The 25,411-nt window shown below is 71.5% G+C and carries 21 protein-coding genes and 1 tRNA gene; 9 read left to right on the forward strand and 13 right to left on the reverse strand.

Annotated elements, in window-relative coordinates; translation table 11 throughout:
* Nucleotides 1-263 precede the first annotated feature (263 nt).
* The 4 genes from hpt to dacB all read right to left on the reverse strand — a co-directional run bounded on the left by hpt (nucleotide 264) and on the right by dacB (nucleotide 4,611).
* Nucleotides 264-827: a hypoxanthine phosphoribosyltransferase gene (hpt, locus tag ACFQ11_RS00260; protein WP_378295619.1), complete on the reverse strand. Its 564-nt coding sequence runs from the start codon at nucleotides 825-827 to the stop codon at nucleotides 264-266.
* 80 nt (nucleotides 828-907) lie between these two features.
* Nucleotides 908-1,942: a tRNA lysidine(34) synthetase TilS gene (gene tilS, locus ACFQ11_RS00265; RefSeq protein WP_378295620.1), complete on the reverse strand. Its 1,035-nt coding sequence runs from the start codon at nucleotides 1,940-1,942 to the stop codon at nucleotides 908-910.
* Nucleotides 1,943-3,055 carry a zinc-dependent metalloprotease gene (locus ACFQ11_RS00270; RefSeq protein WP_378295898.1) on the reverse strand — a complete coding sequence of 371 codons (1,113 nt, stop codon included), beginning with the start codon at nucleotides 3,053-3,055 and terminating at the stop codon, nucleotides 1,943-1,945. It abuts the gene before it with no gap.
* Nucleotides 3,056-3,216: 161 nt separating this feature from the next.
* Entirely contained in the window at nucleotides 3,217-4,611 is a 1,395-nt protein-coding gene (dacB, locus tag ACFQ11_RS00275) for a D-alanyl-D-alanine carboxypeptidase/D-alanyl-D-alanine endopeptidase (RefSeq protein WP_378295621.1), read from the reverse strand.
* Between the two features lie 170 nt (nucleotides 4,612-4,781).
* Here dacB and ACFQ11_RS00280 point away from each other — a divergent pair, with 170 nt between their 5' ends.
* Complete coding sequence (locus ACFQ11_RS00280; RefSeq protein WP_378295622.1) at nucleotides 4,782-5,273, forward strand: inorganic diphosphatase; 492 nt, start codon at nucleotides 4,782-4,784, stop codon at nucleotides 5,271-5,273.
* Between the two features lie 101 nt (nucleotides 5,274-5,374).
* Here the strand turns inward: ACFQ11_RS00280 and ACFQ11_RS00285 are convergent, their stop codons facing one another.
* The gene (locus tag ACFQ11_RS00285; RefSeq protein WP_378295623.1) at nucleotides 5,375-6,643 is read right to left on the reverse strand and encodes a C40 family peptidase; all 1,269 of its coding nucleotides are present in this window, start codon (nucleotides 6,641-6,643) and stop codon (nucleotides 5,375-5,377) included.
* Between the two features lie 109 nt (nucleotides 6,644-6,752).
* Entirely contained in the window at nucleotides 6,753-8,078 is a 1,326-nt protein-coding gene (locus ACFQ11_RS00290) for an RNA polymerase sigma factor (protein WP_378295625.1), read from the reverse strand.
* A gap of 187 nt (nucleotides 8,079-8,265) precedes the next feature.
* Between ACFQ11_RS00290 and ACFQ11_RS00295 the strand changes: the two genes are divergently transcribed.
* Both ACFQ11_RS00295 and ACFQ11_RS00300 read left to right on the forward strand, forming a co-directional pair.
* Nucleotides 8,266-8,844, forward strand: coding sequence for a MerR family transcriptional regulator (locus ACFQ11_RS00295; protein WP_378295626.1), 579 nt, complete (start codon nucleotides 8,266-8,268; stop codon nucleotides 8,842-8,844).
* Entirely contained in the window at nucleotides 8,841-11,153 is a 2,313-nt protein-coding gene (locus ACFQ11_RS00300) for a VIT domain-containing protein (protein ID WP_378295627.1), read from the forward strand. Before ACFQ11_RS00295 ends, ACFQ11_RS00300 begins: the two co-directional genes overlap by 4 nt.
* A gap of 367 nt (nucleotides 11,154-11,520) precedes the next feature.
* Here ACFQ11_RS00300 and ACFQ11_RS00305 read toward each other — a convergent pair whose 3' ends face one another.
* From ACFQ11_RS00305 to ACFQ11_RS00320, 4 genes are all read right to left on the reverse strand, one after another.
* On the reverse strand, nucleotides 11,521-12,384 hold the full coding sequence (locus tag ACFQ11_RS00305) for an NAD(P)H-binding protein (protein ID WP_378295628.1): 864 nt from the start codon (nucleotides 12,382-12,384) through the stop codon (nucleotides 11,521-11,523).
* Between the two features lie 28 nt (nucleotides 12,385-12,412).
* Nucleotides 12,413-13,339, reverse strand: a complete 927-nt coding sequence (sigJ, locus tag ACFQ11_RS00310; protein WP_378295629.1) for an RNA polymerase sigma factor SigJ — start codon at nucleotides 13,337-13,339, stop codon at nucleotides 12,413-12,415.
* Between the two features lie 80 nt (nucleotides 13,340-13,419).
* On the reverse strand, nucleotides 13,420-13,821 hold the full coding sequence (locus ACFQ11_RS00315; RefSeq protein WP_378295630.1) for an anthrone oxygenase family protein: 402 nt from the start codon (nucleotides 13,819-13,821) through the stop codon (nucleotides 13,420-13,422).
* Nucleotides 13,822-14,109: 288 nt separating this feature from the next.
* Nucleotides 14,110-15,549 carry an MFS transporter gene (locus tag ACFQ11_RS00320; protein ID WP_378295631.1) on the reverse strand — a complete coding sequence of 480 codons (1,440 nt, stop codon included), beginning with the start codon at nucleotides 15,547-15,549 and terminating at the stop codon, nucleotides 14,110-14,112.
* Nucleotides 15,550-15,636: 87 nt separating this feature from the next.
* Between ACFQ11_RS00320 and ACFQ11_RS00325 the strand changes: the two genes are divergently transcribed.
* Nucleotides 15,637-16,038 carry a MarR family winged helix-turn-helix transcriptional regulator gene (locus ACFQ11_RS00325; protein WP_378295632.1) on the forward strand — a complete coding sequence of 134 codons (402 nt, stop codon included), beginning with the start codon at nucleotides 15,637-15,639 and terminating at the stop codon, nucleotides 16,036-16,038.
* Between the two features lie 301 nt (nucleotides 16,039-16,339).
* Here the strand turns inward: ACFQ11_RS00325 and ACFQ11_RS00330 are convergent, their stop codons facing one another.
* On the reverse strand, nucleotides 16,340-17,329 hold the full coding sequence (locus ACFQ11_RS00330; RefSeq protein WP_378295633.1) for an alpha/beta hydrolase: 990 nt from the start codon (nucleotides 17,327-17,329) through the stop codon (nucleotides 16,340-16,342).
* A 708-nt stretch (nucleotides 17,330-18,037) separates the two neighbouring features.
* Here ACFQ11_RS00330 and ACFQ11_RS00335 point away from each other — a divergent pair.
* From ACFQ11_RS00335 to ACFQ11_RS00345, 3 genes are all read left to right on the forward strand, one after another.
* A complete protein-coding gene (locus ACFQ11_RS00335; RefSeq protein WP_378295634.1) occupies nucleotides 18,038-18,847 on the forward strand; it encodes an alpha/beta fold hydrolase in 810 nt (269 codons plus the stop codon).
* Between the two features lie 32 nt (nucleotides 18,848-18,879).
* Entirely contained in the window at nucleotides 18,880-19,749 is an 870-nt protein-coding gene (locus ACFQ11_RS00340; RefSeq protein ID WP_378295635.1) for a helix-turn-helix domain-containing protein, read from the forward strand.
* A gap of 123 nt (nucleotides 19,750-19,872) precedes the next feature.
* The gene (locus tag ACFQ11_RS00345) at nucleotides 19,873-20,355 is read left to right on the forward strand and encodes a hypothetical protein (RefSeq protein ID WP_378295636.1); all 483 of its coding nucleotides are present in this window, start codon (nucleotides 19,873-19,875) and stop codon (nucleotides 20,353-20,355) included.
* Nucleotides 20,356-21,398: 1,043 nt separating this feature from the next.
* On the opposite strand, the gene ACFQ11_RS00350 is transcribed toward ACFQ11_RS00345, so the two are convergent.
* Together ACFQ11_RS00350 and ACFQ11_RS00355 are read right to left on the reverse strand one after the other, a co-directional pair.
* A tRNA-Thr gene (locus ACFQ11_RS00350) sits at nucleotides 21,399-21,474 on the reverse strand.
* Between the two features lie 63 nt (nucleotides 21,475-21,537).
* The gene (locus ACFQ11_RS00355; protein ID WP_378295637.1) at nucleotides 21,538-23,040 is read right to left on the reverse strand and encodes an alpha/beta hydrolase; all 1,503 of its coding nucleotides are present in this window, start codon (nucleotides 23,038-23,040) and stop codon (nucleotides 21,538-21,540) included.
* Between the two features lie 219 nt (nucleotides 23,041-23,259).
* Here ACFQ11_RS00355 and ACFQ11_RS00360 point away from each other — a divergent pair, with 219 nt between their 5' ends.
* Both ACFQ11_RS00360 and ACFQ11_RS00365 read left to right on the forward strand, forming a co-directional pair.
* Nucleotides 23,260-24,300 carry a ferredoxin reductase gene (locus ACFQ11_RS00360; RefSeq protein ID WP_378295638.1) on the forward strand — a complete coding sequence of 347 codons (1,041 nt, stop codon included), beginning with the start codon at nucleotides 23,260-23,262 and terminating at the stop codon, nucleotides 24,298-24,300.
* Nucleotides 24,301-24,311: 11 nt separating this feature from the next.
* On the forward strand, nucleotides 24,312-25,406 hold the full coding sequence (locus ACFQ11_RS00365) for a fatty acid desaturase family protein (protein WP_378295639.1): 1,095 nt from the start codon (nucleotides 24,312-24,314) through the stop codon (nucleotides 25,404-25,406).
* Nucleotides 25,407-25,411 lie beyond the last annotated feature (5 nt).

A 25,411-nucleotide genomic window follows, 5' to 3' on the forward strand; every position in this document is an offset into this window, starting at 1 on the left:
CCCCCAGAGGACGGACGCCACTGCGACCAACGACGGTCCCGCCGTGGCTCCGGACCACCGAGGCGGTCCCCCTTCTACGGCTCCCCGGCCCTGGGGCCCGGGACATCGACGGTACACCGCTGGGCGCAGAAGACGCAGCCAGCGCTGTCTCCTGGCCCTTTCCCTATACCCGTCAACGACCCTTGCAACGATCCGTCACGGCCACTTGTTCCCTGACGCGTCGTTCCTGCCGGTTCAACGGGGGTTTCCCGCCCACGCGGCTCTCACTCCCCATCGCCGCCGTAGACATGGGGAGCGAGCGTCCCCACGAAGGGAAGGTTCCGGTACTTCTCCGCGAAGTCGAGCCCGTACCCGATGACGAACTCGTTCGGGATGTCGAAGCCGATGTACTTGACGTCCAGCTCCGCCTGGACGGCCTCCGGCTTGCGCAGCAGCGCGCAGATCTCCAGGGACGCAGGCCCCCGCGAACGCAGGTTGCTGACCAGCCACGACAGCGTCAGCCCGGAGTCGACGATGTCCTCCACGATCAGGACGTCGCGGTCGAGGATGTCGGTGTCCAGGTCCTTCAGGATCCGCACGACGCCGGACGACTTCGTGCCCGACCCGTACGACGAGACGGCCATCCAGTCCATCGACGCCGGCGTGTGCAGCGCCCGCGCCAGGTCCGCCATGATCATGACGGCGCCCTTGAGGACGCCGACGAGGAGCAGGTCCCGGCCCGCGTAGTCGGCGTCGATCTGCCCGGCGAGCTCCCGCACCTTGGCCTGGAGGTCGGCCTCCGGGATCAGCACCTTCGCCAGGTCGTCGCCCAGGTCCTTCTCGTCCACAACCCCACCCTCATCGTCGTGATCGCGCCCGCCCGGAGGCACGGACCCGCGCCACGGGCGAACCGGGCGTCGGCCGGGCGTCAGACCGGGCCGAACAGCAGCTTCCCATACCGCCTGAAGGCCCTCAGACCTCCGGGCAGGTCCACGTGGCGCTGGCCGTGCCATGCCGTGACCAGCCGATCCACCGCGTCGACGTGGACGGCCGCGAGCGTACCCGCTGGGCTGCCCGCTTTGACCGCGGCCGTCCGCAGTACACGGGTCCGGACGGCCCTCGGCAGCTCCGCGAGCCCGTCCAGGCGAACGGCGACGGTGTACCCGTCCTCGGGTGCTCGCAGGTCCGCGTAGGCGCGCGCCGCCAGATCGTCCAGGACGTCCGCGTCCTCGCGCAGCATCCGCGCCGTGCGCGCCAGCGCCTCCGTGACCCCGGGGCCAAGAGCCTTCTCCAGGGCGGGCAAAGCATCGTTGCGTACTCGTACGCGCGTGTAGGCGGGGTCGTCGTTGTGAGGGTCGTCCCAGGGTTCCAGCCCCATCGCCAAGCAGGCCCGGCGCGTGGTCACCCGGTCGAGTTCGAGCAGTGGACGCAGGTAGCGCACGCCTGCCTCGTCCTTGGCGGCACGGCGGGTGAAGGCGGGGGGCATGCCGGAAAGCGAGCGCGTACCGGATCCGCGCGCAAGGCCGAGCAGGACCGTCTCGGCCTGGTCGTTCAGGGTGTGCCCAAGAAGAACCGCGGCGGCACCCAGACGGCGTGCGGCATCGTCCAACGCCCCGTATCGGGCTTCGCGGGCCGCGTTCTCCATCCCGCCGCGCGTTCCCACCGTGACGGCCACGGACCCGACCGGGTCGAGCCCGAGGTCGGCGAGCGTGCGCACCACGGCGTCAGCGCGCGCGCCCGATCCTTCTTGCAGCCCGTGATCGATCGTCACGGCTCCGGCCGGAATGCCCAGCCTCGGCGCGACGAAGGCGAGCGCCCCCGCGAGCGCGAGTGAATCCGCGCCTCCGCTGCACGCGGCGAGCACCATGCCCGGCCGTCCCGGAGGGCCTTCGGAAGGCGGCGACTCGGCCAGCGTCCGCCGCACCGCGAGGCGGACGGCCGCCACGGCCGGATCAGGACCCACTCAAGCCTCGTTCGCCTCCGGCGGGACGGCGTCGATGGCGCGCGGGCCCACGACGCGTTCCATCCACAGTTCGGGTTCCTTGATCTCCAGGTGGGTGGGCAGGCTCTCGGGCGAGTCCCACACCTTGTTGAAGCCGCTCATGCCGGCCTCGGTGACGACCCGGCGGACGAACCGCGAGCCTTCCGCGTACTGCTTCATCTTCAGGTCGATACCGAGAAGCCGCCGGATCGTCTTGTCCATGCGGCCACCGCCCTCGCGGCGGCCCTGGAAGCGCGACCGGATCTGCTGCACGGACGGGACGACCTCGGGGCCGACGGCGTCCATCACGTAGTCGCCGTGCCCCTCGACGAGCGTCATCACGGCGGTCAGCCGGTCGAGGATCTCGCGCTGCTCGGGGCTCTGGATGGCGTCGATGAGGTTGGAGTCCCCGCCCCGGACGGCGTCCGCGACGGCCTCCGCCGCGTCCTTGATCCGGTCGAGCATCGCGCCCGGATCGAGATCGGACGCCAGGAGGAACTGGGTCGTCTGGTTCTGCACGTACTCCCGCAGCCACGGGACGCCCGTGAACTGTGCGCGGTGCGTCTCCTCGTGCAGGCACACCCACAGGCGGAAGTCGCGCGCGTCCACGCGGAGTTCCTGTTCCACATGGACGATGTTGGGCGCGACCAGCGTCAGCCGCCCCGTCGGCGCCCGTCCGTCCGGGTCGGGCGGGAGGAACAGTTCGTACTGCCCCAGGACACGGCTCGCCATGTAGGCGAGGATGGCGCCGACCTGCATCCCCGTGACGCGCGACCCGACCGCGTCCACGACCAGGTTGCCCGCGCCGCCGAGCGGCCCCGGCCCGCGCTTCTCCGTCATCTGCTCCATGAGCGGTTCGAGCACCACCCGGAAGCCGTCCACGTTCGCCCGGATCCAGCCGGGCCGGTCCACGATCGTCGCCGGGTCGGGGTCGAGTTCGGAGGCCATGCCGGTGAACTCCCGCACGTGCCCGTGCGCCAGCGTGGACAGCTCGCGCAGTTCCGCCACGACCTCGCGGGCCTCCGCGTGGCTGACCTGCGGCCCTGGACGGACGAGCCGGGTCCCCGCCTGGACCGCCACATTCCAGTCGATCATTGAGGCGCTCATGTACTCCACCGTACGTTTCGACGCGGCGCCGCAGCGCCTCTCCACGATCGTTCAACGAACAACCGTTCTGGTTATCTCCCGTGGCGCACTCCCCACACGCTCCCGCCCATGGGAGCCGCCCGCAAGGACGACCGAGGACGGCCGCGTGTTCAGCAGCCGCAGCGCGCGACCTCTGCGGCCAGCCGGTCGAGCGTCAGCGGGTTCACCCATCCCTTGCCGTCGCCCAGCATGAACGCGAACGCCAGCAGGCGGCCGTCCGCGTCCCGCAGCAGTCCCGCGAGCGTGCTGACGCCGGAGAGCGTCCCGGTCTTGGCCCGGACGACCCCGGCGCCCGCCCGGCTGGCCCGCCCGGTGTACCGGGGCGGGCTGAGCGTGCCGGAGAAACCGGCCACGGGCATGCCCGTGATCGTGGCGCGCAGATCCGGGTGCTCCGCGTCGGCGGCGAGCGAGACGATCCGGGCGAGCGCGAGGGGCGTGATGCGGTTCGCCGGGGACAGCCCGCTCCCGTCGTTGACCGCGACACCCTGTCCAGCACCGAGTTCCGTCAAAACCTGCATGACCGCCTGCGCGGCGCCTTGGAACGACGCAGGCAGTCCCTTGTTCATCGCCACCTGACGCGCGACGGCCTCGGCCACGTCGTTGTCGCTCTCGGTCAGCAGGTGCTCCACGAGAACCGACATCGGCGGCGACTGCACCGCCCCCAACTCTTCCGCGCCCTCACCTGCGGCGACCTTGCGCCCGGCCTTGGCGGAGACACCGTTCTTGGTGAGCAGTTCCGCGAACTTCGCCGTGGCCACGGCAGCAGGGTCGGAGACCCGTGCCCGCTTGGTCGGGTCCTGTGGTGCGACCTTGCCGTTGTCCACGGCCAAGGCGGACACGGGAGCGACCTCACCGTCGGGTATGTAGTTGGGCTTCCAGGTGGGCGCCGCCCCTGGCCCCTGGTAAGCGGACGCGTCATAGTCCACTCGAACCTGACCGATCCCGGCCTTCTTCAACGCGGCCGCCGTCTGCTTCGCCAGGTCGTCCAGTGACGCGAACTGCGGGGAGAACTGCGGAGAATCGTCCTCCGGGCTCGCCGGGAGCGCCGTCAGGGTAGGATCCCCGCCTCCGACCAGTACGATGCCGCCTCCGGCGCTCCGCACGACCCGCGTCGTGATGCGGTGCTCCGGTCCCACCGAGGCCAGCGCCGCCACCGACGTCGCCAGCTTCGTCGTCGAGGCGGGCGTGGCCGGCCGGTCGCCGCGATGCCCGAACAGCGTCCGTCCGGTGGCGACGTCGACCACGACCGCGCTGATCTCGGTGCCGGAGCCGCCGATCGCCCCGGACAGCCGTCCCGCCAGGACGGACGCGTCCGGTACGGGGCCCGTGCCCGGTTCGGCGGCGGAGACCCCGGCCGGGGACCCGGCGGAGGACTCGGCCGATACCCGGACGACGTCCCGCGCCGCCACGCTCGGCGGTTGCGGGGACAGATGCCTGGCCGGTGTGAGTTTCACCACTGCGAACGCCGCGGCGACGGCGAAAACATTAAGGAGGGACAGTGACAACAAGACGAGGGCACGGCCCCGTCCGGACACGTCGCCGCCCCTCTCCCACTCAGCACTCACCAACGTGCGACATCCTTATATGAGGGAACACCCACACCGTGGGGGCCGGCCTCGCCCGCACAGACCCCCGAAAGACTATTCACTGCGACGCGCAGGGAGCGGAGGACACCTTGGATTTCGACGTCACCATTGAGATCCCGAAGGGTCAGCGGAACAAGTACGAGATCGACCACGAGACCGGTCGGATCCGCCTCGACCGCATGCTCTTCACCTCGACGCAGTACCCCGCCGACTACGGGTTCATCGACGACACCCTCGGTGAGGACGGCGACCCCCTCGACGCGCTCGTCCTCCTGCAGGAGCCGACCTTTCCGGGCTGCCTCATCCGCTGCCGCGCCGTCGGCATGTTCCGGATGACCGACGAGGCCGGTGGTGACGACAAGGTCCTGTGCGTCCCCGCGACCGACCCCCGTATGGAGCACCTGCGCGACATCCACCACGTTCCCGAGTTCGACCGCCTCGAGATCCAGCACTTCTTCGAGGTCTACAAGGACCTGGAGCCCGGCAAGTCCGTCGAGGGCGCCAGCTGGGTGGGCCGCGTCGAGGCCGAGGCCGAGATCGAGCGCTCCCGCAAGCGCGCGGTGGAGCAGGGCGGGCACTGAGCCCCGCCGGGGGCCGGCCGCCCCTTCCGCGATACCGCTCGTCGCAGGCGAACGAGGACCCTTCCGTGAGGGACACGCCCTCCGGGAGGGTCCTCGTTCATTCAGCCGGACGGACGGGTGGCGCCGATCAGGTCGCTCCGGTGGATGCCCGCCACGCGGACCCGCGCCCCCGTGTACGGCGCCTCTACCATGCGTCCCTCACCGATGTAGATGCCGACGTGGTGGATGGTGTCCGGGTCGGACGTGTCGCGGGCGAAGAACACGAGGTCGCCGCGGCGTAGTTCGTCCAAGGGGACATGCGGCCCGGACGTCCACTGCGTGCCCGTCCAATGGTCGAGCCGTACACCGGCCTTGTCCCACGCGTACATCGCGAGCCCCGAACAGTCGAATCCGCGGATACCGGAGCCGTGCTCGATACCGAAGCTGGGACCGTCCACGGTGCCGCCGCCCCACGAGTAGGGCGTCCCGAGCCATCTGAGGGCCGCTCTCGCCGCGATGTCACCGCGCTCACCGGACGGGACGGCTTCGCCCGAATCGGCGTGCGCGGAGTTCACCTTCTGCGCGGCCGACTCCGCCAACGCGCGTTCCCGCGCGCGCTTGAGTTCGGCGGCGCGCGCTTCGGCCGCCCCCAGGCGACGTTCGAGTTCGCGCTTACGGGCCTCGATGCGTACAACGGACGCCTGTTGCTTCTCCACGGCGTCCTGTGCGCGACGCCTCGCCTCGTCCGCACGACGGGCCGCCTCGCCCTGCCTGGCCAGAGCGTCCTCCGCCTGACGCCGGAACAGGCCCTCCACGGTCCTGGACGCCTCCACCCGGCGCACCATCCCGGCCCGCTGCTGGGCCAGCATCTTGGCCATGACGGCCCGGTCCATGAACCCTTGCGGGCCGCCGCGTCCCGCCACCACAGACGCCAGGCGGTCGTGCCCGCTGCCGTCCCGGTACATCCGCGCCGCGTAGGCCGCGAGATCGGCCCGAGCGGCGTCGACCCGCCGCCCGGCCTCCGCCAGCCTCCGCTGCGCGTCCCGGTGGGCGAGGCGAGCGCGTTCCAGCATCAACCGTTCACCGTGGTATCGCTCGACGGCGGCCTGCGCGTCGGCGACGAGCCGGTGCAGCTCGCCGTCCGCCACCGCCAGTTCGGCCTTCGTCCGGCCGACGGCCGCCGCGCGCTCCCGCACGTCCTGCCGGCTCTGCTCGACGTCCCGCGCGCTGGGCGGGGGCTCCGCCGGAGGGCGCGCGGCCGACGCCGGGGCCAGGCAGGTCAGGCCGAGGGCGGCACCGGACGTCAGGACGGCGAGGCGCAGCCCGGTGCCGCGAGTCCGGAAAGTACAGAAGATCCGGAAGATGCGGCCACGACATTTCGCCGCGCTCATGATCACGTCCTCCCCCCGACGCGTGATGCGCAGCGCGAGCAATTGATCACGCATCGTAGTTCGCGTGATCAACGGGAGGAACGTCCGGCACCGCGTTGCGGGCGGACCGTTACCCGCTCGGGGCCGGACTTTGCCCGGTCGGCGACGGCGACGCCGGCTCACCCGTCGGTGACGGGGGCGGGGACGGGACGGGCGTTCCGCCCCCGGACGGCGGCGGCTTCGACGGCGACGCCGAGGGGGAAGCGGACGGGCGCGGCGGCCCCGGAGAACTCCCAGGGGAACGCGTCGACGTGACCTGCTCCGAGCCGGAAGGCCCGGGCATCCCGCTTTCCGTCAACGACCGGGGAACGTCCTCTGGCTTCTGGCCTTGGACAGGAGTCACGGAGGGCGTGCGCCCCGGGTCGGGCACGTCCCCGGAAACGGCGTCCGGAGACGGCGACGCGCGGTCATGCCCCGGCCGGGGGGTGTCGTTCGGCCCCACGATCGTGTCCATCCGCTCTGCGTCCCGTCCGTCCGCGCCGAAGGACGCCCACGCGAATCCCCCGCCGCCGAGGACGGCGACCGCGGCGACCCCCAGCAGGGCGCGCTTCCAAGCCGCGCCCGGCGAGGAGGCGCGAGGCCGAGCCGACCGGTCGCCCTGAAGGGGGAAGCCCGCCGCCGTGAACCCGGAAAAGCTCGTGGCGACGAACAACCGGTACCCGACCAGTTCAGGATCCGTGAAGCAGCTCACCACACGGAGTTTCAGTTCGTCCGGCGGATGGACGACCGGCAGCAACCCGAACACCTTCGACGCCGAAACCGCGCGCGGACAGAACGCCTCGCACTCCGAACACTCCTCCGCGTGCCTCGACAGGCGGCCGTCCACGTCCGTCCCGCTACTTCTTTGCCTCAGCAGGGCGGCGCGTTCTGCACATCCGTAAGGGCCTTGGCCTTCGAGCATCTCCGCCGTCAACGTCTGCTCGAGTTCCATATGCGCACGATCGAGCACGTCTTGCACGTTGCCGGGTGCGAGCCCCAGCACGGCGCCCAGTTCCGGGATCGACAACCCGTGCCGCAGATGCAGATCAAGAACGTCCTGCGAGAGCGGCGAAAGCGCCTGCACGGCTTTCCAGGAGACGAGCCGCTGATCGACGTCCTCCTGGTCGTGACTCGCCACCGGCGGGTCGGGCGTGCGGTCCTCCGAAGGCGGACGACGCGCGCACTGCAGGCGCGCAATGGCATACAGCCACGGACCGAACAGTTCGGGGTCGCGGAGTTTGTCGATGTGCGCTTCCGCCGCGATGAAAGTGTCGCGAAGAGCGACCTGGGCGTCGTCCCGCGCCTGCGTCCGGAACCAGCAGTAGGCGTAGAGCCGGTCGGCATAGGCGCCGTAGACCGAGGCCGGCGCGTCCGGTTCCCGCACTCGCAGCGCCTCGACCAGTTCTTGGTCGTCCATGAGTGAAAGGTAGGGGCTCCAAGGTCCCTTTACCGGCAAATTCACAAGATCGGACACCACACCGAACTGAATTCGGCAATCATCATTCCCTCGTGCAACTTTTAGGAAGAAAGGAACGATCACCCCGCTTTGTCCGCTTATGGGAATTGGTTTGACAGTGTCACGATGACAGTGTCATCATCGGCCCATGGACGGCACTTGGACGATCGGCGAGCTGGCGGACCGCGCCGCCGCGGCCCTCGCGGCCGGCGACTCCCCGCCGGCGAACGGCCGGGTGCGCGACCTGCCGAACGAACGACTGATCCGCTGGTACACCACGATCGGCCTCCTCGACCCGCCCCTGGGCCGCCGCGGCCGCACCGCCCTCTACGGCCGCCGGCACCTGCTCCAGCTCGTCGCGGTGAAACGCCGCCAGGCCGCGGGCCGCTCGATCGCCGAGATCCAGGTCGAGCTGGCCGCCGCCACCGACGAGTCGCTCGAACGCATCGCCGAACTGCCGCCGGCCACCGGCAAGGAACGGGAGCACTTCTGGCGCGACCGGCCCGACATCTCCCACCGCCCCGCGACCGTCACCGACTACCGCACATCCCGCCCCCCGGTCGTCCAGGGCGTCCGCCTCGGCGCCGACGTCACCCTCCTGCTGGAGGCGTCCCACCTGACCGACGCCGACCTCGCCGCCATCGCATCCGCCGCCCGCCCGCTGCTGGACGAACTGCACCGCCGAGGTCTCACCCGAACCGCCGCCCCTCCACGGAGGTCCCAGTGACAGTGCGCATCCACGAACTGCCCGATCCCCCCGCGCGAGACCCCGAGAGCGGGCTCGGCGCGCTCAGGACCGGCAAGGGCAACCTGCCGCTCGACAGTGTCGGCGTCCACGCGACCATCACCGGCCACGTCGCCGGCATCGACCTCGTCCAGGGCTTCCACAACCCGTTCGACGTGCCGCTCGAGGCGACGTACATCTTCCCCCTCCCCGACCGCGCGGCCGTCACCGCGCTCCGCATGGAGGCCGCCGGCCGGGTCGTCGAGGGCACCCTGAAGGAGCGCGGGCGCGCCCGTCGCGACTACGACGCCGCGATCGCCTCCGGCCGGAGGGCCGCGATCGCCGAAGAGGACCGCCCCGACGTATTCGCCATGCGGGTCGGAAACATCCCGCCGGGCGAACGGGTCACCCTCGAACTCCGCCTGGTCCAGCCGCTCTCCCGCGACTCCGCCAACGAGGCGACCTTCCGCTTCCCCCTCGTCGTCGCGCCCCGCTACATCCCCGGCGCCCCCTTGGACGACGAGCGCGCCGGCCCCGGCACGGCCGACGACACCGACGCCGTCCCCGACGCGTCCCGGATCAGCCCGCCGGTCCTCCTGCCCGGCTTCCCCAACCCCGTCCGCCTGACGATCGACGTCGACATCGACCCCGCCGGGCTGCCGCTCACCGACGTCGCCTCGACCCTGCACGTCGTCGCCGAGGAGAACGGGCGCATCAGCCTGCGCCCCGGCGAACGCCTCGACCGCGACTTCGTCCTCCGCCTCCGCCACGCCGAAGACGAGAGCGCGTCCCTCGCCCTCGCCCCGGACGAGGCCGGCGACGAGGGCACCTTCACCCTCACCGTCCTCCCCTCCGGGGAGGCACGGCCCCGCCCCCGCGACGTCGTGCTCGTCCTCGACCGCTCCGGCAGCATGCGGGGCTGGAAGATGGTCGCGGCCCGCCGCGCCGCCGCCCGCATCGTCGACACCCTCCGCACCGAGGACAGATTCGCCGTCCTGTCCTTCGACAACGTCATCGACACCCCCCGCGGCCTCGACCTCGACCTCGTCCCGGGCACCGACCGCAACCGGTTCCGTGCCGTCGAGCACCTCGCCGGCCTCGAGGCCCGCGGCGGCACCGAGATGCTCGCCCCGCTGCTCGAAGCGGGCGGTCTCCTCGCGGACCCGTCCCGCGACCGGGTCCTCGTCCTCGTCACCGACGGCCAGATCGGCAACGAGGACCAGATCCTCGCCCGCCTCGCCCCGCGGCTCCGGGACGTCCGCGTCCACACCATCGGCATCGACCGCGCGGTCAACGCCGGATTCCTCGGCCGCCTCGCCGCGCTCGGCGGCGGCCACTGCGAACTCGTCGAGTCCGAAGACCGCCTGGACGAGGCGATGCGGGACCTCCACCACCGGATCGCCGCGCCCATCGCGACGAACCTCTCCCTCGACTCCGAACTCGACATCGTCCCCGACTCGGTGGCCCCACGCCTCGGCGCCCTGTTCCCGGGCGTCCCCCTCGTGGTCTCGGGCCGCTACCGGGGCCGCCCCGGCCCCGTCACCCTCCACGGCACACGACCGGACGGGACCGCATGGACCCGGCACGCTTCCCCGGTCCGCACCACCGACCGCGCCGCCACGCACCTCTGGGCCCGCGCCCACCTCCGCGACCTCGAAGACCGCTACACCGTCGGCGAAGACCTCGAACAACGCATCGTCGACACGTCCCTGCGTTTCGGCGTCCTCTGCCGCTTCACCGCGTTCGTCGCCGTCGACTCCGACGTCACCGCCGACGGCCGAACCCTCCACCGGGTCGTCCAGCCGGTGGAGGCCCCCTCAGGCGGGGTCGCCCAGCCGCCCCGAGGAGCCGCCCGCCCCTTGGCGGCCCGCTCCGACTGGACCGACGACATCGACGTCCCCGACTTCCTCGGCGCCGGCCCGGCCGGTGCCGCCCCGCTCGCCCCGGCGCCCGTGCCCGCCCCTCCCGGGTACGGAGCCGCACGCCCTGTCTCCCGACGCGCCGCGCCCCGCCCCACCGGCACGACCTTCAAGGACGAGATCGCCCGCGCCGTGGAACGCCTCCGCGCCGTCCCCGACACCCCCCGCGACCGCCGCACCCACCTCCTCACCGACCTGCTCCCCGCACTGGAATCGATCGTCCGGCGCATGGAGGCCCATTCGCGGGACACCGCCGCCCTCGCCGCCCTCCGCGACGAGCTCCGCACCCTGGCGACGACACCCGATGCGGACGTCGAGGCCCTCTGGACCCGCGCTTTCGAAACCCTCGCCGACTTCACCTCCCGCCGCCCCTTCTGGAAACGCGGCACATGACAGCCCTCGACCACCCCTGACACCCCGCCGGGACGGCCGACCACCCCCGACCATCCCGGCGGAAACCCCACGCCGAACCCACCAGCGAACTCGGGGGCACGTCCGTACTCGCGTTCGACGATCCGCCACGCCGAACCTCACACGAAGCGGGCTTCGTGTGCCCGCAACCCCGTCCCCCGAACTGCGGACCCGTCCCAGCGACTCGCCGCCCGGGAGATCGGTGCCGATGCCGGCCGACCGGCCGCGATCGGTGCCGCCGGACCGTGGTCGCCCGCGCGTCCGGCCGCCACCTACCCGGCCAGACGAGGCGAGCCAGCCGACCTGCGTTTCCGGCAGCGCGGCGCCAATGCCCGCAAGCACGGGGCGCTCAGCCGCCGGAGGCTCGGAAGTCCTGGGCGTGGTCGGCGGCCCACTCCGCGAACGTCCGTGCCGGACGGCCGAGGATCTTCTCCACTTCAGTGGTGACCAGGGCCGGACGGCCCACCGACCTGGCGGCGAGGGCGAGATAGGAGCAGACGAAAGCCTCCGGGAAACCGTTGCGCGCCATCTGCGCCTTGACCGCCTCCGGCGGAACCTCCTGGTAGGTGAGGGGCCGGTCGATTGCCTCGGCGAGGTCGGCGAGCATCTCGGCATGGGTGAGGGACCGCGGCCCGGTCAGCACCGGCTTGCGCCCGACGAGGTCGTCGGCGAGCAGCGCGCGGGCCGCGACCGCGGCGAGGTCGCGCTCGTGCAGCGGCGCCTCCGTGGCCCCGGCGTACGGACCGCGGACGACGTCGCCCGCGCCGAGCTGGCCGCCCCACATGGTCAGGGCGTTGAACGCGAAGAAGCCGGCCCGCAGGCTCGTCCATTCCAGCCCGCTGCCGACCGCCGCGTCCTCGGCCTCCTTGTTGCGGTCGCCGCGATGGCGGGAGGGCTGGTCGGCGAGGTCATCGTCCACGTTCATGGCCGACAGCGCCACCACGCGCCGGACGCCCCTCTCCCGGGCCAGCGCCACCAGCTCGGCGCTCGCGTCCGCGACGGCACGTGGATGCAGGAACAGCGCCGTGGCGCCCTCCAGCGCGGCGGCGACCGTGGCGGGGCGCCGCGGATCGCCCTCCACGACATCGACGCCCTCGGGCAGCCCGCCGCCGCCCGCGTCCCGCGTGACCGCGCGGACGTCGGCGCCCGCGTCGGCGAGGAGCCCGACGAGCGGGCGTCCGACGATTCCTGTCGCTCCGGTGACAACTATCATTGCCGCCTCCCTCACGTGATCGTTGATTTCAGTTGACGCCGACGAGCTTGTCGGGATTGGTGACGGCGTAGACGCCGCACACCCGGTCGCCATCGGCGGTCAGGTCCAGGGTGAGGACGCCGAACGGGGAGTCGCCGTCGAACAGCAGCGCGGAGACGTTCCCGTTGACCCGCCGGTACTCGACGCCCATGCCGGGGGGAAAGCGGACTCTGGTCGAGACGAGCACCCGTGCCACGTTGTCGCGGCCGCGGATCGGACGCCGACCCGCCGCCGGGGCCTTGCCCCCGCCGTCGGTCCACAACGTGACGTCCGGCGCGAGAAGCTCCAGCAGCGCGCCCATATCGCGACCGATCGCGGCCTCCAGGAACCGCTCGGTCGCCCGCCGGCGCAGGCTCTGGTCGACCTCGAAGCGCGGGCGCCGCGCCCGGACGCGCTCGCGGGCCCGGTGCGCGTGCTGGCGGACCGTTGCGGGGCTGCGGCCGAGCATCCCGGCGATCTCGGTATGGGCGTAGCCGAACACCTCATTCAGCACGAACACCGCCCGTTCCACCGGTGTCAGCGTCTCCAGCACCACCAGCAGCGCCATCGACACCGCCTCCGCGCGCACGGCCGCGTCGTCGGTGCCGGCCGAAAGCGCGGGTTCCGGCAGTGGTTCGACCAGCGGCTCGGGCAGCCAGGTCCCTATGTAGGTCTCCCTGCGGCGGTTCATCGCCGCCTGCTGGGCCAGAGCCCGGTTGACCGCGATCCGGATCAGGTAGGCGCGCGGGTTCTCGATGTCCCCCGCGTCGGCCGACCGCTTCCTGGCGGACCACGACAGCCAGGTCTCCTGGAGCACGTCGTCGGTGTCGGCGCGGCTGCCGAGCATGCCGTAGACGATGGAGAACAGGAGCCCGCGATGGTCGGCGAACAGGTCCGTCGCCTCGTCCACCCGGTCGGCCTGCGAAGTTCCGGACACTGTGACCTCCCGTAGCCGCTCCTGAGATGGAGCCCGACAGTCCGAATGTGACACTCGATGGCCGGAGAGCATCCGGTTCCTCACCGGCGCGCGCGGGGCGGTCCGAGCAGCGCGGCGGCGGCCAGGCACCCGAACGCGAGCACGGCGGCGGTGGTCCTGACGACGTGCGCCACCTGCCATCGGTCCCGCTCGCCGTCCCAATCCGGCGGCGGCGCCTGCACGCTCCAGTCGAGCTGATCGCTGTTGATCGGCAGGTTGACCGTCACCGAGGTCAGGAACGCCGCGACCAACAGGACGAACGCCGCCACCACCAGCCAGAAGCGGCGTTCCCGCACTCCGGCGGTCAGGGCGATGAGAGCGGCGGTGGCGATCAGCGCCGGAAGGAGGGTGGCGGAGGCGAGGTCGTCCAGCCGGACCAGCTCGACTTGGCGGACCTGGGTGTAGACCTGAGGGCCGTAGTCGCGCAGGGTCAGTTCCAGCACGAGGACCGTGACGAGGAAACCCGCGAAGACTCCCCCGCTAGCAGGCTGACGAAACGGACGGCTCCGATCGTGGCGGCGGAACGCATGATCACTCTTCCCTGCTCGGCGTCGCTGTCGTGCTCACGTCTGAGAGCGACCCGGCGCACCGAACCGTGACAGATGCGCCGCCGATGTGACCCATGTCTCACCCGACCACGCGTCGAGCGTTCCGACTCCAACGGCGTCGAGAAACCACGCGAGGGGAGGCGCCCGTACGGGCGCCTCCCCTCCGGTCGGTGACGTTCTCGGTCAGGGACGGGCGGTTCCGGACGTGCGGGTCGTGCGGATCAGGGGGATCAGGTTGAGGGCCAGGCCGACGACGGCGACGGCGCTGACGAGGTTGACGCCGGGGTGGAAGCCGCCGAAGTCGCCGCCTTCGTGCGCGGCGCCCGCGACGAGGGCGGTGACGACCGCGAGGACGAGCGCGGCGCCGACCTGGCCGGACGTCTGGACGAGGCCGGACGCGAGGCCCTGCTCGGAGTCGTCGATGCCGTCGGTCGCCTGGGCCATGATCGAGCTGAAGCCGAACGCGAAGCCGCCGCCCAGCAGGATCATCGCCGGGAGGATGGTGACGGTGTAGTGCGGGGCGTTCCCGGCGGTCGCGAGGAACCAGACGTAGCCGAGGCTCAGCGACGTCATCGAGCTGATGATCAGCGGCGGGGTGCCGTACCGGTCGATGAGGCGGCCGACGAACGGGGAGCCGAAGGCGACGATGAGTCCCGCCGGCAGGAGGCCGAGCGCCATCTCGAGGGGGGACCAGCCCAGGACGTCCTGCAGGTACAGGGTCATCATGAACTGGAAGCTCAGGTATGACCCGAACAGCGCGACGATGCTGAGGTTCGCGCGGACGATCGTGCCGATGCGCAGGATCCCGAGGCGGATCAGCGGGTGCCGCACGCGGTTCTCGGTGACGACGAACCCGACCAGGAGCGCCAGGGCCGCCACGAAGGAGACGACCGTGAGCGGGTCGAGCCAGCCGCGTTCGGGCGCCGACACCACGGTGTAGACGGCGAGCAGCATCCCGCCGGTCAGCGTCACCGCGCCGACGAGGTCGTGGCCGCCGCCCGCGGCGGGACGGTCGCGGGGGATCAGCGCGATGCCCGCGACGAGGGCCAGCAGGGCGAGCGGGACGGGGGTCAGGAACGTCCAGCGCCAGCCGAAGCTGGTCAGCAGGCCGCCGAGGATCAGCCCGGACGAGTACCCGCTGGCGCCGAACACGGAGAACACCGAGAGCGCCCGGTTGCGCGCGGGCCCCTCCTGGAACGTGGTGGTCAGGATCGAGAGGGCGGTCGGTGCGGTGAACGCCGCCGCGAGGCCCTTGACGAAACGGGTGACGATGAGCAGCGCGCCGTTGTCGACCAGGCCGCCCACCAGTGACGCGACGGCGAAGACGGCCAGCGCGATGAGGAAGACCCGGCGGCGGCCGAGGAGGTCGGCCGTGCGGCCGCCGAGCAGGAGAAGGCCCCCGTATCCGAGGACGTAGCCGTTCACGATCCACTGCAGTGACGTGGTCGACAGCCCGAGTTCGGCACCGATCGACGGCAGCGCCACGCCCACCATGGACACGTCGAGCCCGTCGAGGAACAACACGGCGCACAGCACGGCGAGGACGCCCCACAGCCGAGGAGTCCACGTCTGTTCGGCCGGTGCGCTGACGGCGGAGGCAGGTGAGGTGTCGGTGATAGTCACGTCGCAGGACAGTACATGCACACGCATTCAATGTCCACGCATAAATTTCGAGAGCATCTAATGCGTGTGCATGGTACGATCCGCGCCATGGAGTCGGAGGCCGCTCTCGTCAGCCGCTGGCGCACGCTGGCGACCTGCTACAACACCGTGGCGTGCAACCTCGACCGCGCCCTGCAGGACGCGCACGGCCTCAGCATGAGCGAGTACGAGACGCTGGACCGGCTCGCCGAGGCGAACTGCGAGAAGCGCCGCATGCAGGAGATCGCCGCGGAGATGTACCTCAGCCAGAGCGCCCTCTCCCGGACGGTCGCCCGGCTCGAGAAGCACGGCCTGGTCGAGCGGGCCATCTGCCCGGACGATCGCCGCGGCGTCTTCGTCCGCCTCACCAACGAGGGCCGCGAGCGCCACACCGCCGCCCGCGACACCCACCTGAAGATCCTCGCCGAACACCTCGAACCGTCCGCCGCCCCGCTACCGCAAGACGCGTAGGCCCGGACGTCCGGCGGCCGTGAGCGGGGCCGCCGGACGCCGGCCGATCCACCCGTTGACCGGCCGGGACGGACGAAGAAGCGCGCGAGCGGCTTGATCGCGTCCCGGCCGACCGGGTTCGGGGGGCGAACGCCGCACCGAGCAGGTCGTTCGCACCGCCGGCCCGCAGCGGCGCGCACACCTGCCGGTAGCCGCGCGCCAACTACGGATCGTCCAGTAGACGCGCCCCGGTTGCCGACGCCCGCCACGGGTCCCGGGGCGGCCTCGGGGAGCGGACGGATGTGCGGACAGACCGAGGCCGTCAGGTGGCGGCGGACCGAGCATGGCCGGCCCGACCCTCTGTGGTTCGTGAGACGAAGGCGTCCAAGCGGCCCCACAAAAGGTGCCGGTTGAGCGAGAAGTTGTGCATGTGCGCTGAGCGGGGGACAACGAAGATCGAGATATCGGTCGCGGCTTTGAGGGTCGCCACCTCGACGGCCGGTGGGTGACAGACGTCGCGTTCGCCGGTGGCCAGGAGGACGGGGACGTTCACCGACGCGATCTCCACGGCCAAGCCCTCGGGGCGCAGGCCGAGGGTGCTGCAGCCGGGGTAAGTGCCCGTCCCCCACGGCGGCGGAGCGGTTCGCCTGGGCAGTCCCCCGGCGATGTCCGCGGCGACCAGCGAAGCGAGGTCGTGCGGCGAGTCGGCGGCGTCCGCTTCGGTCACCGCCTCCCAGTGAAAGACCCAAGCGGCGTCCAGGCTCGCGCGCGCGTCCTCATAGGGTGCAGCGGACTCGGCGCCGGCCCGGGCGGGCATCACCGTTCCGGCCATGCTGCTGCCGAGAAACGCCACCGCATCGAACGTCCGGTGGTAGGCCTGCATCCCGGCAACGACATGCCCGCCGAGCGACTGCCCCGCACCCACGATGCCGCGGACGGCGAGCGGACCCGCTTCCGGCGCGAGCGAACCCCGGCGTAGCCGATCGACGATCTCAATGGTCGCCGCGTGGCCGGTGGCCGCGACGGTGGGCAGGTCCGTCGCCTCGAACGGCGGGACCGAACTGTCGCCCACACCCAGGTAGTCGAGTGCTACCACCACTGTTCCCTGCTCGGCGTGGTGCCTCGCCTGGCTGAACCCGGGCACCGGCAGGTCGAAGTACCGCCGGTTGTACCCGCCGCCGGGCAACAGGACGAGCACCGGCGCGGCCGTCGTCGAGGCCTGGGCGGGCAGGTACACCGTCGCCGCGATCTGCCATCCCGAGGGCGTCCCGTCCGGCGTCGCCACCGGGACACGAAGGTCGATCGCTCGCACTCCCAACATGAACAAGCCCTCCCGACCCGTGCAGCACCGACCGATGCGAGAAGCATATTCTCGCTATAGGAGCGTCAGACTTCCATGGACCCCTCAAGCCGTCAACGGGCCCTCGGCCGAGTTCCCCGCCACCGGCCGTTCATGTCGGCGCCCCTTCCGCAGACTCCCTGCTCATGCGGCTGGCCGACCTCGACCTGCCCGGGCATTCCTCGGCGGTCTTGCGGATGGTGTCGGATGCCTCGCTAGCCTCTAAGACGTCGTCTCTTTTGGGGAGGTGGCGGTAGCGAATGAGGACGGCGGCAGTGCTGGCGACGGAAGCCGTTCGTGCACGACACCGTCCGCTCGACCACCCACCGGTGCCCGCCGAGGCTGGTCGGACGCCTCGATGCCGCAGCGGGCGATGCGCGGGACGGTGTTGCGGCCCGCCGCCATCTCTGTAGGTCGGCGTGGTCGTGGCCCTTGTCGGTGTGCAGCTTGTCCGGACTGCGCCTGCGCGGGCCGTGCCGGGACCGGAGCGGCCGGATGCCGCGCAACAGCGGCTCCGGCCCGAGCTCGTCGTGGGTGTCGGCGGCCGAGATCCCGACAGAAATGGGCAGACCGGCACGGTCGGGTGACCGCGTTGACGTGGCCGATGCGCGGCGAGGGTGGTCGGTCGGTGGGAACATTCGTCCAAGACGGCTGGACGGGCGACGGGGCATCGTCGTCGGCATGAGCAGGTCTGAGGTTGAACCCTCGTATCGGTTGCACGTGGTCCGTGACGGCTCGCGCGAGGCGGCGCCGTTGTTGCTCGTCCACGGGTCGGGGGCGTCGGGCGGTTCTTGGAGCCCGGTTGTGCCGGCTCTCGCCGGTCACCATCACCTCGTCCGGGTCGACCTGCCGGGGTGCGGGCAGTCCCCGCCCGCGGAGTCGTACGATGTGCCTGACCACGCGCGTCGGGTGGCGGCGGTGCTGGACGAGCTCGGCTTGGAGCGCGTCACCGTGGTCGGCCATTCCAGCGGCGGTTACGTCGCCACCGCGCTCGCCGAACAGCGTCCCGACCTGGTGCGGTCGATCGCGCTGATCAGCACCGGGCCGCGTCCCGATGCACTCCTTGCGCAGCCGCTCGTCCTGCGGGTACTGCTGGGGCCGCCCGTCGGCCCGCTGCTGTGGTCGCGGCGTTCGGACGCGATGATCCGCCGGGGCATCGAGGCGACGGCCGTCCGGCCGGTGGACGTGCCGGACGACATGGTCGCCGAGCTTCGGAGCACCACGTACAGCACGTTCAGGGCGGCGCTGCGCAAGAACACCGCCTACATCGCCGAACGGAGCCTGCCCGGTCGCCTGGCCGCTCTCGGCGTCCCGGTCCTGGTGATCTTCGGTGCCGCCGATCCCCGCTGGGAGCCGTCGTCGGCACGCCGGTACGACGAGGTGCCGGGCGCGCGGGTCGAGATGCTGCCCGGCGTCGGGCACATGCCCATGCTCGAAGCCCCCGAGACCACCGGCGAGCTGCTGCTGCAATTCGCGGCCGCGGGACGCTGACGCCCCCGGCACGGCGGCCATAGGCTGCACATGTGCCGGCAGGAACACCGTTCGACTGGACGGACGTGGACGTCGCCGTCCCGCGACGGTCGAACAGGCTGACGGGGGTCGGCATGGCCGGGTTCCGCCATCGGGTTCCCGGACGTGTCGACATCGCCATGGTCGCGCACCCGTCCGTCACCCTGCTCATCGATCTGGCCGACGGAGACGGCATCGTCCACGACGGGCCCGGTCGGCGAGAGCGCGGCAGTGTCGTCGTCGGACTGCTCCCCGGCGATCTCCGGACCACCGGCCACGGGACGGGGGAGTGCCTGCAGATCCGCCTGGAGCCGGACGTCGCCGCCGCGGTGCTCGGAGCGTCGTCCGAGCTCACCGGGACGGTCGCGGCCCTCGCCGATGTCTGGGGCCGCGACGCCCCGCGAGTCGAGGACAGGCTGCGCGCCGCCCCGTCCTGGGACGAGCGGTTCGCGATCGCCGCGGACGTCCTCGGCCGACGGCTCGGCGCGCGTCCCCCGGTCGATCCGGAGGTCGCCCACGCCTGGCGGCGGACGCTCGCCGACCGGGGGCGGGTGCGGGTCGGCCGCCTGGCCGACGAGGTCGGCTGGAGCCGCAAGCGCCTGTGGTCGCGCTTCCGGTCGCAGCTCGGCATCACGCCCAAGCACGCCGCCCGGCTGGTGCGCTGCGACCACGCCGCCCACCTTCTCGCGGCCGGTCATGCCGCCGTGGACGTCGCCACCCGGTGCGGCTACGCCGATCAGTCCCACCTCCACCGCGAGGTCAAGACGTTCACCGGTTTCACGCCCACCGCCGTGGCCTCCGCGCCATGGCTCGCGATCGACGACGTCGCGTGGCCGGCTTCATCACCGGCTCGCCACCCCGCCGAGGCCGCCACCCTTCGTTGAACGTTGTCCCGCGGCACCACGTCCAAATGAATGGGCGACAGGACCTCGGGAGGGCACGTGTCCGGACATGGCGATCCATACCGCTACGGTGTCGCGCCCGTGGACTCGTCTGGGGCAGGGTGCGTGGCTTTCGGCCTGGTGCTGAGCGCCGTGCTCATCTATGTCACCGTCACTTCCGACCCCACTGAGGGGCTGGACTACGCATCGGGCGATAAACCCGAGGAAATGCGGAAGCCGGTCTGCTTCAGTGACTCCGGTCCGTGTCCTCCGACCGGCTTCAAATGGATAGTTCCCGCTTCAGGTGTCGTCCAGACGCGGTTCGCACGGGAAGAAATCGACGAGCGTACGAAGTTCCGGGGCTGGGTCCGCCTGGATGCCGCGATGTTCACCAAGGACGAGGTCCGGAGTTGTGCGGCCACGGTGGACTGGTCCCTGCTGGCCGACGGCAAGCCCGTCGCGCGCGGCACGATCAAGGCGGACAGCGAAGACCGCGAAGTCGCCGGCAGATCGCCGCGCGAGGCACGGTTCGTCCTGTTCACCGCGCGGCGCACCGACTCCTTGCCCTGCTCGTCCACCCTCCAATGGGTCTACGCGGGCCTCGACTGAACGTTGCGTCGGCGCTCGCCGCCCGGAGGCACCCCACGACCATCGGACGGCGGGGAGTCTTTTCTGGCCGGCGGTAATGGTTCGGCGAGGGAATGAAGATGGGCCCGCTGGCCACACGGTTGTTGACGGTCCTGCTCTGGCCCTATGGCTTGACGAGAGAACGACGCCTCACCTGCCGCTCTGGAGGCGCTGGCGGAGGTGACGCCGCACCTGATCGGAGCGCGACGGGTCGACGGGCGCCCAGCAGAGGGATGCCCAGGGACACGAGAGGCTCTCTCGTGGGTCTTCGCGGACGGTGCTAGACATTGATTCTTGGGTGTCTATGTCGGAGCCCCAATTCGGGTGGTGTGGCGTATGGCTAGGCGGCGGTATGTCGCTCGCGGCGTTCCGGGCGGTTATCGCATATGGGACAACCGGCGGCGGCGGTGGTGGGGAGATCTCTACGAGCTATGTCCCGATGACCTCATCGCCGAACTCAACGGGGGCGCCGACCACGAGAGGGTGACCGCCCTGCTCAAGCGCTACCGGGCGCAAAAGCGGTAGACCACGGCACGAGCTCGGAACCGGGTTGAGGGGCCCGGCACCCGAAGCGAACCGAGGGCCGGCTGCACGACTGCGGACGCTCCTCCGGCCCCCGGACGCCGGCCGGGAGCAAGGTCGTCGCGTGGATGTGCCGCAGATCGTGAACCCGAGCATCGGACAGCGGCTCAGCCGGACGCGGCCCGTCCTCGGGTCGTTGCAGGCGCGTCCAGCAATGGTGATCTCCTTGCCCTCAGGTCCGCGTTCGACCAGCGCTCGGCGGGGCACCTCACCCCGCCGAGCGCTCGTTGTACGCCGCGAGGTGGTGAGAGGCGAGCGACCAGCGCCGACGTCGTCGCCGCGCGGCTCGGCGCGCCGTTCCCGCGATCGCGCTTCGAGTCCGCGCGGGTGTCGTGCGGTCGGTGGAGACGGCTGCGGCGGACGTCCTCGTGACGGCGATGGAGGCTGCCTCGTAGCCCTGTTAGCAAGAGGCCCCTTCCGATGATCGGAAGGGGCCTCTGAGCTGGAGCCGCCTATCGGAATCGAACCGATGACCTATTCATTACGAGTGAATCGCTCTGCCGACTGAGCTAAGGCGGCGCGCCGTGCGGGCACGGCGGGATGAAGTCTACCGGGTCCGAGGGGGTGCTTGCGCACCCGTTTTCAGCGGCACACCGTTCCGTTCTTCGGGGGCTCGGTGGTGACGAGGTAGCGGTCGGTGGCGCGGCTGATGCAGGGATCGGCCTGGAGGTAGGCGGTGTGGCCGTCGCCGTCGAGGGTGAGGAGGACGCCCGACCGGAGCTGGTCGGCGAGGCGTTCGGACCACTCGTAGGGGGTGGCGGGGTCGCGGGTGGTGCCGATGACGAGGATGGGCGGGGCGCCCGTGGCGGTGACCGGGGCGGGGGCCTTGTCGGTCTGGGCGGGCCAGTACACGCACGGGAGGCCGCCCCAGACGACGAACTCGCCGAAGAGGGGCGCGGACTTCTCGGCTTCCGCGACGGCCTTCGCGTAGGACGGGAAGTCCGGCGGGTTGGGCTTGTCGACGCAGTTCACGGCCATGTTCGCGTCGGTCTGGTTGCTGTAGGAGCCGTTCTTGCGGTCGACCATCTGGTCGGCGAGCGTGAGGAGGACCGTGCCGTCGCGGCGCTGCATGGCCTGGGCGAGGCCCTGGCGGAGGGTCGGCCAGTACTCCTTGGCGTACAGGGCGGTCGCGATGCCCATCGTGGCGAGGGATTCGGTGACCTCGCGGCTGTCGCCCCGGGCGGTGAGGGGCTTCTCGTCGGTTTCGGCGAGGAACTTCTCGAGGTTCTTCGCGGCGGCGTCGGGCGAGTCGCCGAGGGGGCAGCCGGCGGACGCGGTGCAGTTCTCGGCGAAGGCGCGGAAGGCGGTCTCGAAGCCCTTCGCCTGCTCGGCCAGGATCTCGGTCGAGGAGAGGCGGGGGTCGACGGCGCCGTCGAGGACGAGCGCGCGGATGTTCTTCGGGAACTGTTCGGCGTAGAACGCGCCGAGGTAGGTGCCGTAGGACGCGCCGTAGTAGGTGAGCTTGTCGTCGCCGAGGGCCGCGCGGAGGACGTCCATGTCGCGTGCGGCGTCGGCGGTGCCGACGTGCGGGAGCGTGGACTTCTCCTTGGCTTCGCAGTTGTCGGCGAACTGCTCGCCGCGGGTGGCGAGGGTCTCGCGTTCGGCGGCGTCGTCCGGGGAGGTGTCGGTGGCGAAGAACCGGTCGAGTTCGGCGGTGGTGTTGCAGCGGACGGGTCCGCTCTCGCCGACGCCGCGGGGGTCGAAGCCGACGATGTCGAAGCGGGCGCGCAGGTCGTCGCCGAACGCGGCGGCGGCCTGGCGGACGAACTCGATGCCGGAACCGCCGGGGCCGCCGGGGTTCGTCAGGAGGGAGCCGATGCGGCCGGACTTGTCGCGGGCGGGGAGCCGGATCACCGAGATGCCGATCTTCTCGCTCTCGGGTTTCGTGTAGTCGAGCGGGACCTGGACGGTCGCGCACTGGAAGCCGCCGCCGCAGTCGCGCCAGCCGGGGCGCTGGTCGTAGAAGGAGCCGAGGCCCTCGGGGACGTGGCTCGCCATCGTCGTGTCGTCGGAGCCGCCGTCGCAGCCGGTGGCCACCGCGAGGGTCAAGGCGATGGTCGCGCCGATGGTCTTCGCTGCCCGCACTCCGGCCCCCGTCTCGTCGTCGCGGCTCGTATGCCGGTGCCTACGCTACGTCGACCGGGGGTCCGGGGCCACTTCTTCGGGCGTTGATTACACCATTGGTCGATGGCACGGTGCCTGATGGTGTGATGCCGGTCGCTTTCGGCGATGAAGCCTTGAAGGAGGGCCATGGTTACGCGACCGTAGGTTACGCGCTAGTAGGTTCCGTGACGGGGAGGCGACGTGACCAAGCTCTCGGCTGCGGCGCGGTTGCTGACGACGCCGCTGCTGCCGGACGACTACCTGGGACTGATCAATCCGCTCTGGAGCACCGCCGAGCCGCGGGGACGCGTGGAGGCGGTGCGGCACGAGGCGCCCGGGGCGGCGACGCTCGTCATCCGGCCCGGACGGGCGTGGCGGGGCCACCGGCCGGGGCAGTGGGTCCGGGTCGGGGTGGACATCGGCGGCGTCCTGCACCGGCGGACGTTCTCGCTGTCGTCGCCGCCGCGCGCCGACGGCCGGGTCACGGTGACGGTGAAGGCCGCGCGGGACGGGTTCGTGTCGAGCCACCTCGTGCACCGGATCCGCCCGGGCGCGGTCGTCCGGCTGGGGACGGCGGAGGGCGACTTCGTGCTGCCGGCGGTGCCGCCCGAACGGCTGCTGTTCGTCACCGCGGGCAGCGGGATCACGCCGGTGATGGCGATGCTGCGGCACCTCGCCGAGCGGGCGCCGGACGCCGACGTCGTCCTGCTGCACTCGGCGCGGACGGCCGACGACGTGATCTTCGGGGCGGAGCTGCGGCGGCTGCGGCACCGGTTGCCGCGGCTGCGGTACCGGGAGCGGCACACGCTGGTCGAGGGCCGGTTCACGCCGGACGACCTGCCCGCCGACTGGACCGGACGGGACGCCTGGGCCTGCGGCCCCGAGGGCCTGCTGGAGCGGCTCGGGGACCTGTGGCGCGACGCCGGCGTCCCGGAGCGGCTCCGGGTGGAGCGGTTCCGGCCCGTGCTGGCCGCCGTGGACGGCGCGGGCGGCGTCGTCCGGTTCACCCGCAGCGGCGTCGAGGTCGAGGCCGCCGGCGGGACCAGCCTGCTGGACGCCGGGGAGGGCGCGGGCGCGCTGCTGCCGAGCGGCTGCCGGATGGGCATCTGCCACGGCTGCGTCGGCCGGCTCGCGGCGGGACGGGTGCGCGACCTGCGGACGGGACGGGTGCACGGGGACGAGGGCGAGATCGTCCAGACGTGCGTGAACGCGGCCGCCGGGCCGGTGGAGATCGAACTGTGAGGAGCACGCCGATGACCACGAACGTGAACACCGCGACGCCCGACACCGGCTCCGCGACGGGGCACCTGACGGACGCCGACCACGAGGCGATCGCCCGGGAGCTGGACGCGCTCGGCGCGGAGATCGCGGCCGACCTCGGGGAGCGCGACGCGGCCTACATCCGGCGGGTGATCCGCTGGCAGCGGGGGCTGGAGATCGGCGGGCGGGCGATGCTGCTGGCGTCGTCGCTGCCGCCCGCGTGGATCGCCGGGACCGCGACGCTCGCCGTCGCGAAGATCCTCGAGAACATGGAGATCGGGCACAACGTCATGCACGGCCAGTGGGACTGGATGCGCGACCCGAAGATCCACTCGACGACGTGGGAGTGGGACAACGTGTCCCCGGCCGAGCAGTGGAAGCACTCGCACAACTTCGTGCATCACACGTTCACGAACGTCCTGGGCAAGGACAACGACGTGGGCTACGGGATCCTGCGCGTGACCCCGGAGCAGAAGTGGCACTGGGCGTATGTTCCCCAGCCCCTGTACAACCTGCTGCTCGCGATGTTCTTCGAGTACGGGGTCGCGGTGCACGACCTGGAGATCGACAAGATCCGGGAGGGGACGAACGACCCCGAGGAGACGCGGCGGAAGCTGCGCGCGATCGGCCGCAAGATCCGCCGCCAGTGGGGCAAGGACTACCTGGCGTTCCCACTGCTCAGCGGGCCGCAGTTCCTGTCGACGCTGGCCGCGAACTTCACCGCGAACGTCGTCCGCAACGTGTGGGCCCACTCGATCATCTTCTGCGGGCACTTCCCCGGGGACGTCGAGGTGTTCGAGGAGGACCGGCTGGACGGCGAGTCGCGGGGCGAGTGGTACGTGCGGCAGCTCGCGGGGTCGGCGAACATCACCGGCGGACGGTTCTTCCACCTGATGACCGGCAACCTGAGCCACCAGATCGAGCACCACCTGTTCCCGGACATGCCGAGCAACCGGTACGCGGAGATCGCGCCGCGGGTGCGGGAGCTGTGCGAGAAGTACGACCTGCCGTACCACAGCGGTTCGCTGTCGCGGCAGGTCACGAGCACGTGGAAGAAGATCTTCCGGTACGCGCTCCCGACCAGGTGACGCGG

Source organism: Actinomadura sediminis (assembly GCF_042675525.1).
In the GTDB taxonomy this organism is placed as follows: Bacteria; Actinomycetota; Actinomycetes; order Streptosporangiales; family Streptosporangiaceae; genus Spirillospora; species Spirillospora sediminis.

Coding starts and splice junctions, on each gene's coding strand:
- ACFQ11_RS00270 (WP_378295898.1), bottom strand. CDS start 3,055: ATGATCGACTGGAATGTGGCGGTCCAGGCGGGGACCCGGCTCGTCCGT.
- ACFQ11_RS00285 (WP_378295623.1), bottom strand. CDS start 6,643: ATGAGCGCGGCGAAATGTCGTGGCCGCATCTTCCGGATCTTCTGTACT.
- ACFQ11_RS00290 (WP_378295625.1), bottom strand. CDS start 8,078: ATGGACGACCAAGAACTGGTCGAGGCGCTGCGAGTGCGGGAACCGGAC.
- ACFQ11_RS00295 (WP_378295626.1), top strand. CDS start 8,266: ATGGACGGCACTTGGACGATCGGCGAGCTGGCGGACCGCGCCGCCGCG.
- ACFQ11_RS00305 (WP_378295628.1), bottom strand. CDS start 12,384: ATGATAGTTGTCACCGGAGCGACAGGAATCGTCGGACGCCCGCTCGTC.
- ACFQ11_RS00325 (WP_378295632.1), top strand. CDS start 15,637: ATGGAGTCGGAGGCCGCTCTCGTCAGCCGCTGGCGCACGCTGGCGACC.
- ACFQ11_RS00335 (WP_378295634.1), top strand. CDS start 18,038: ATGAGCAGGTCTGAGGTTGAACCCTCGTATCGGTTGCACGTGGTCCGT.
- ACFQ11_RS00365 (WP_378295639.1), top strand. CDS start 24,312: ATGACCACGAACGTGAACACCGCGACGCCCGACACCGGCTCCGCGACG.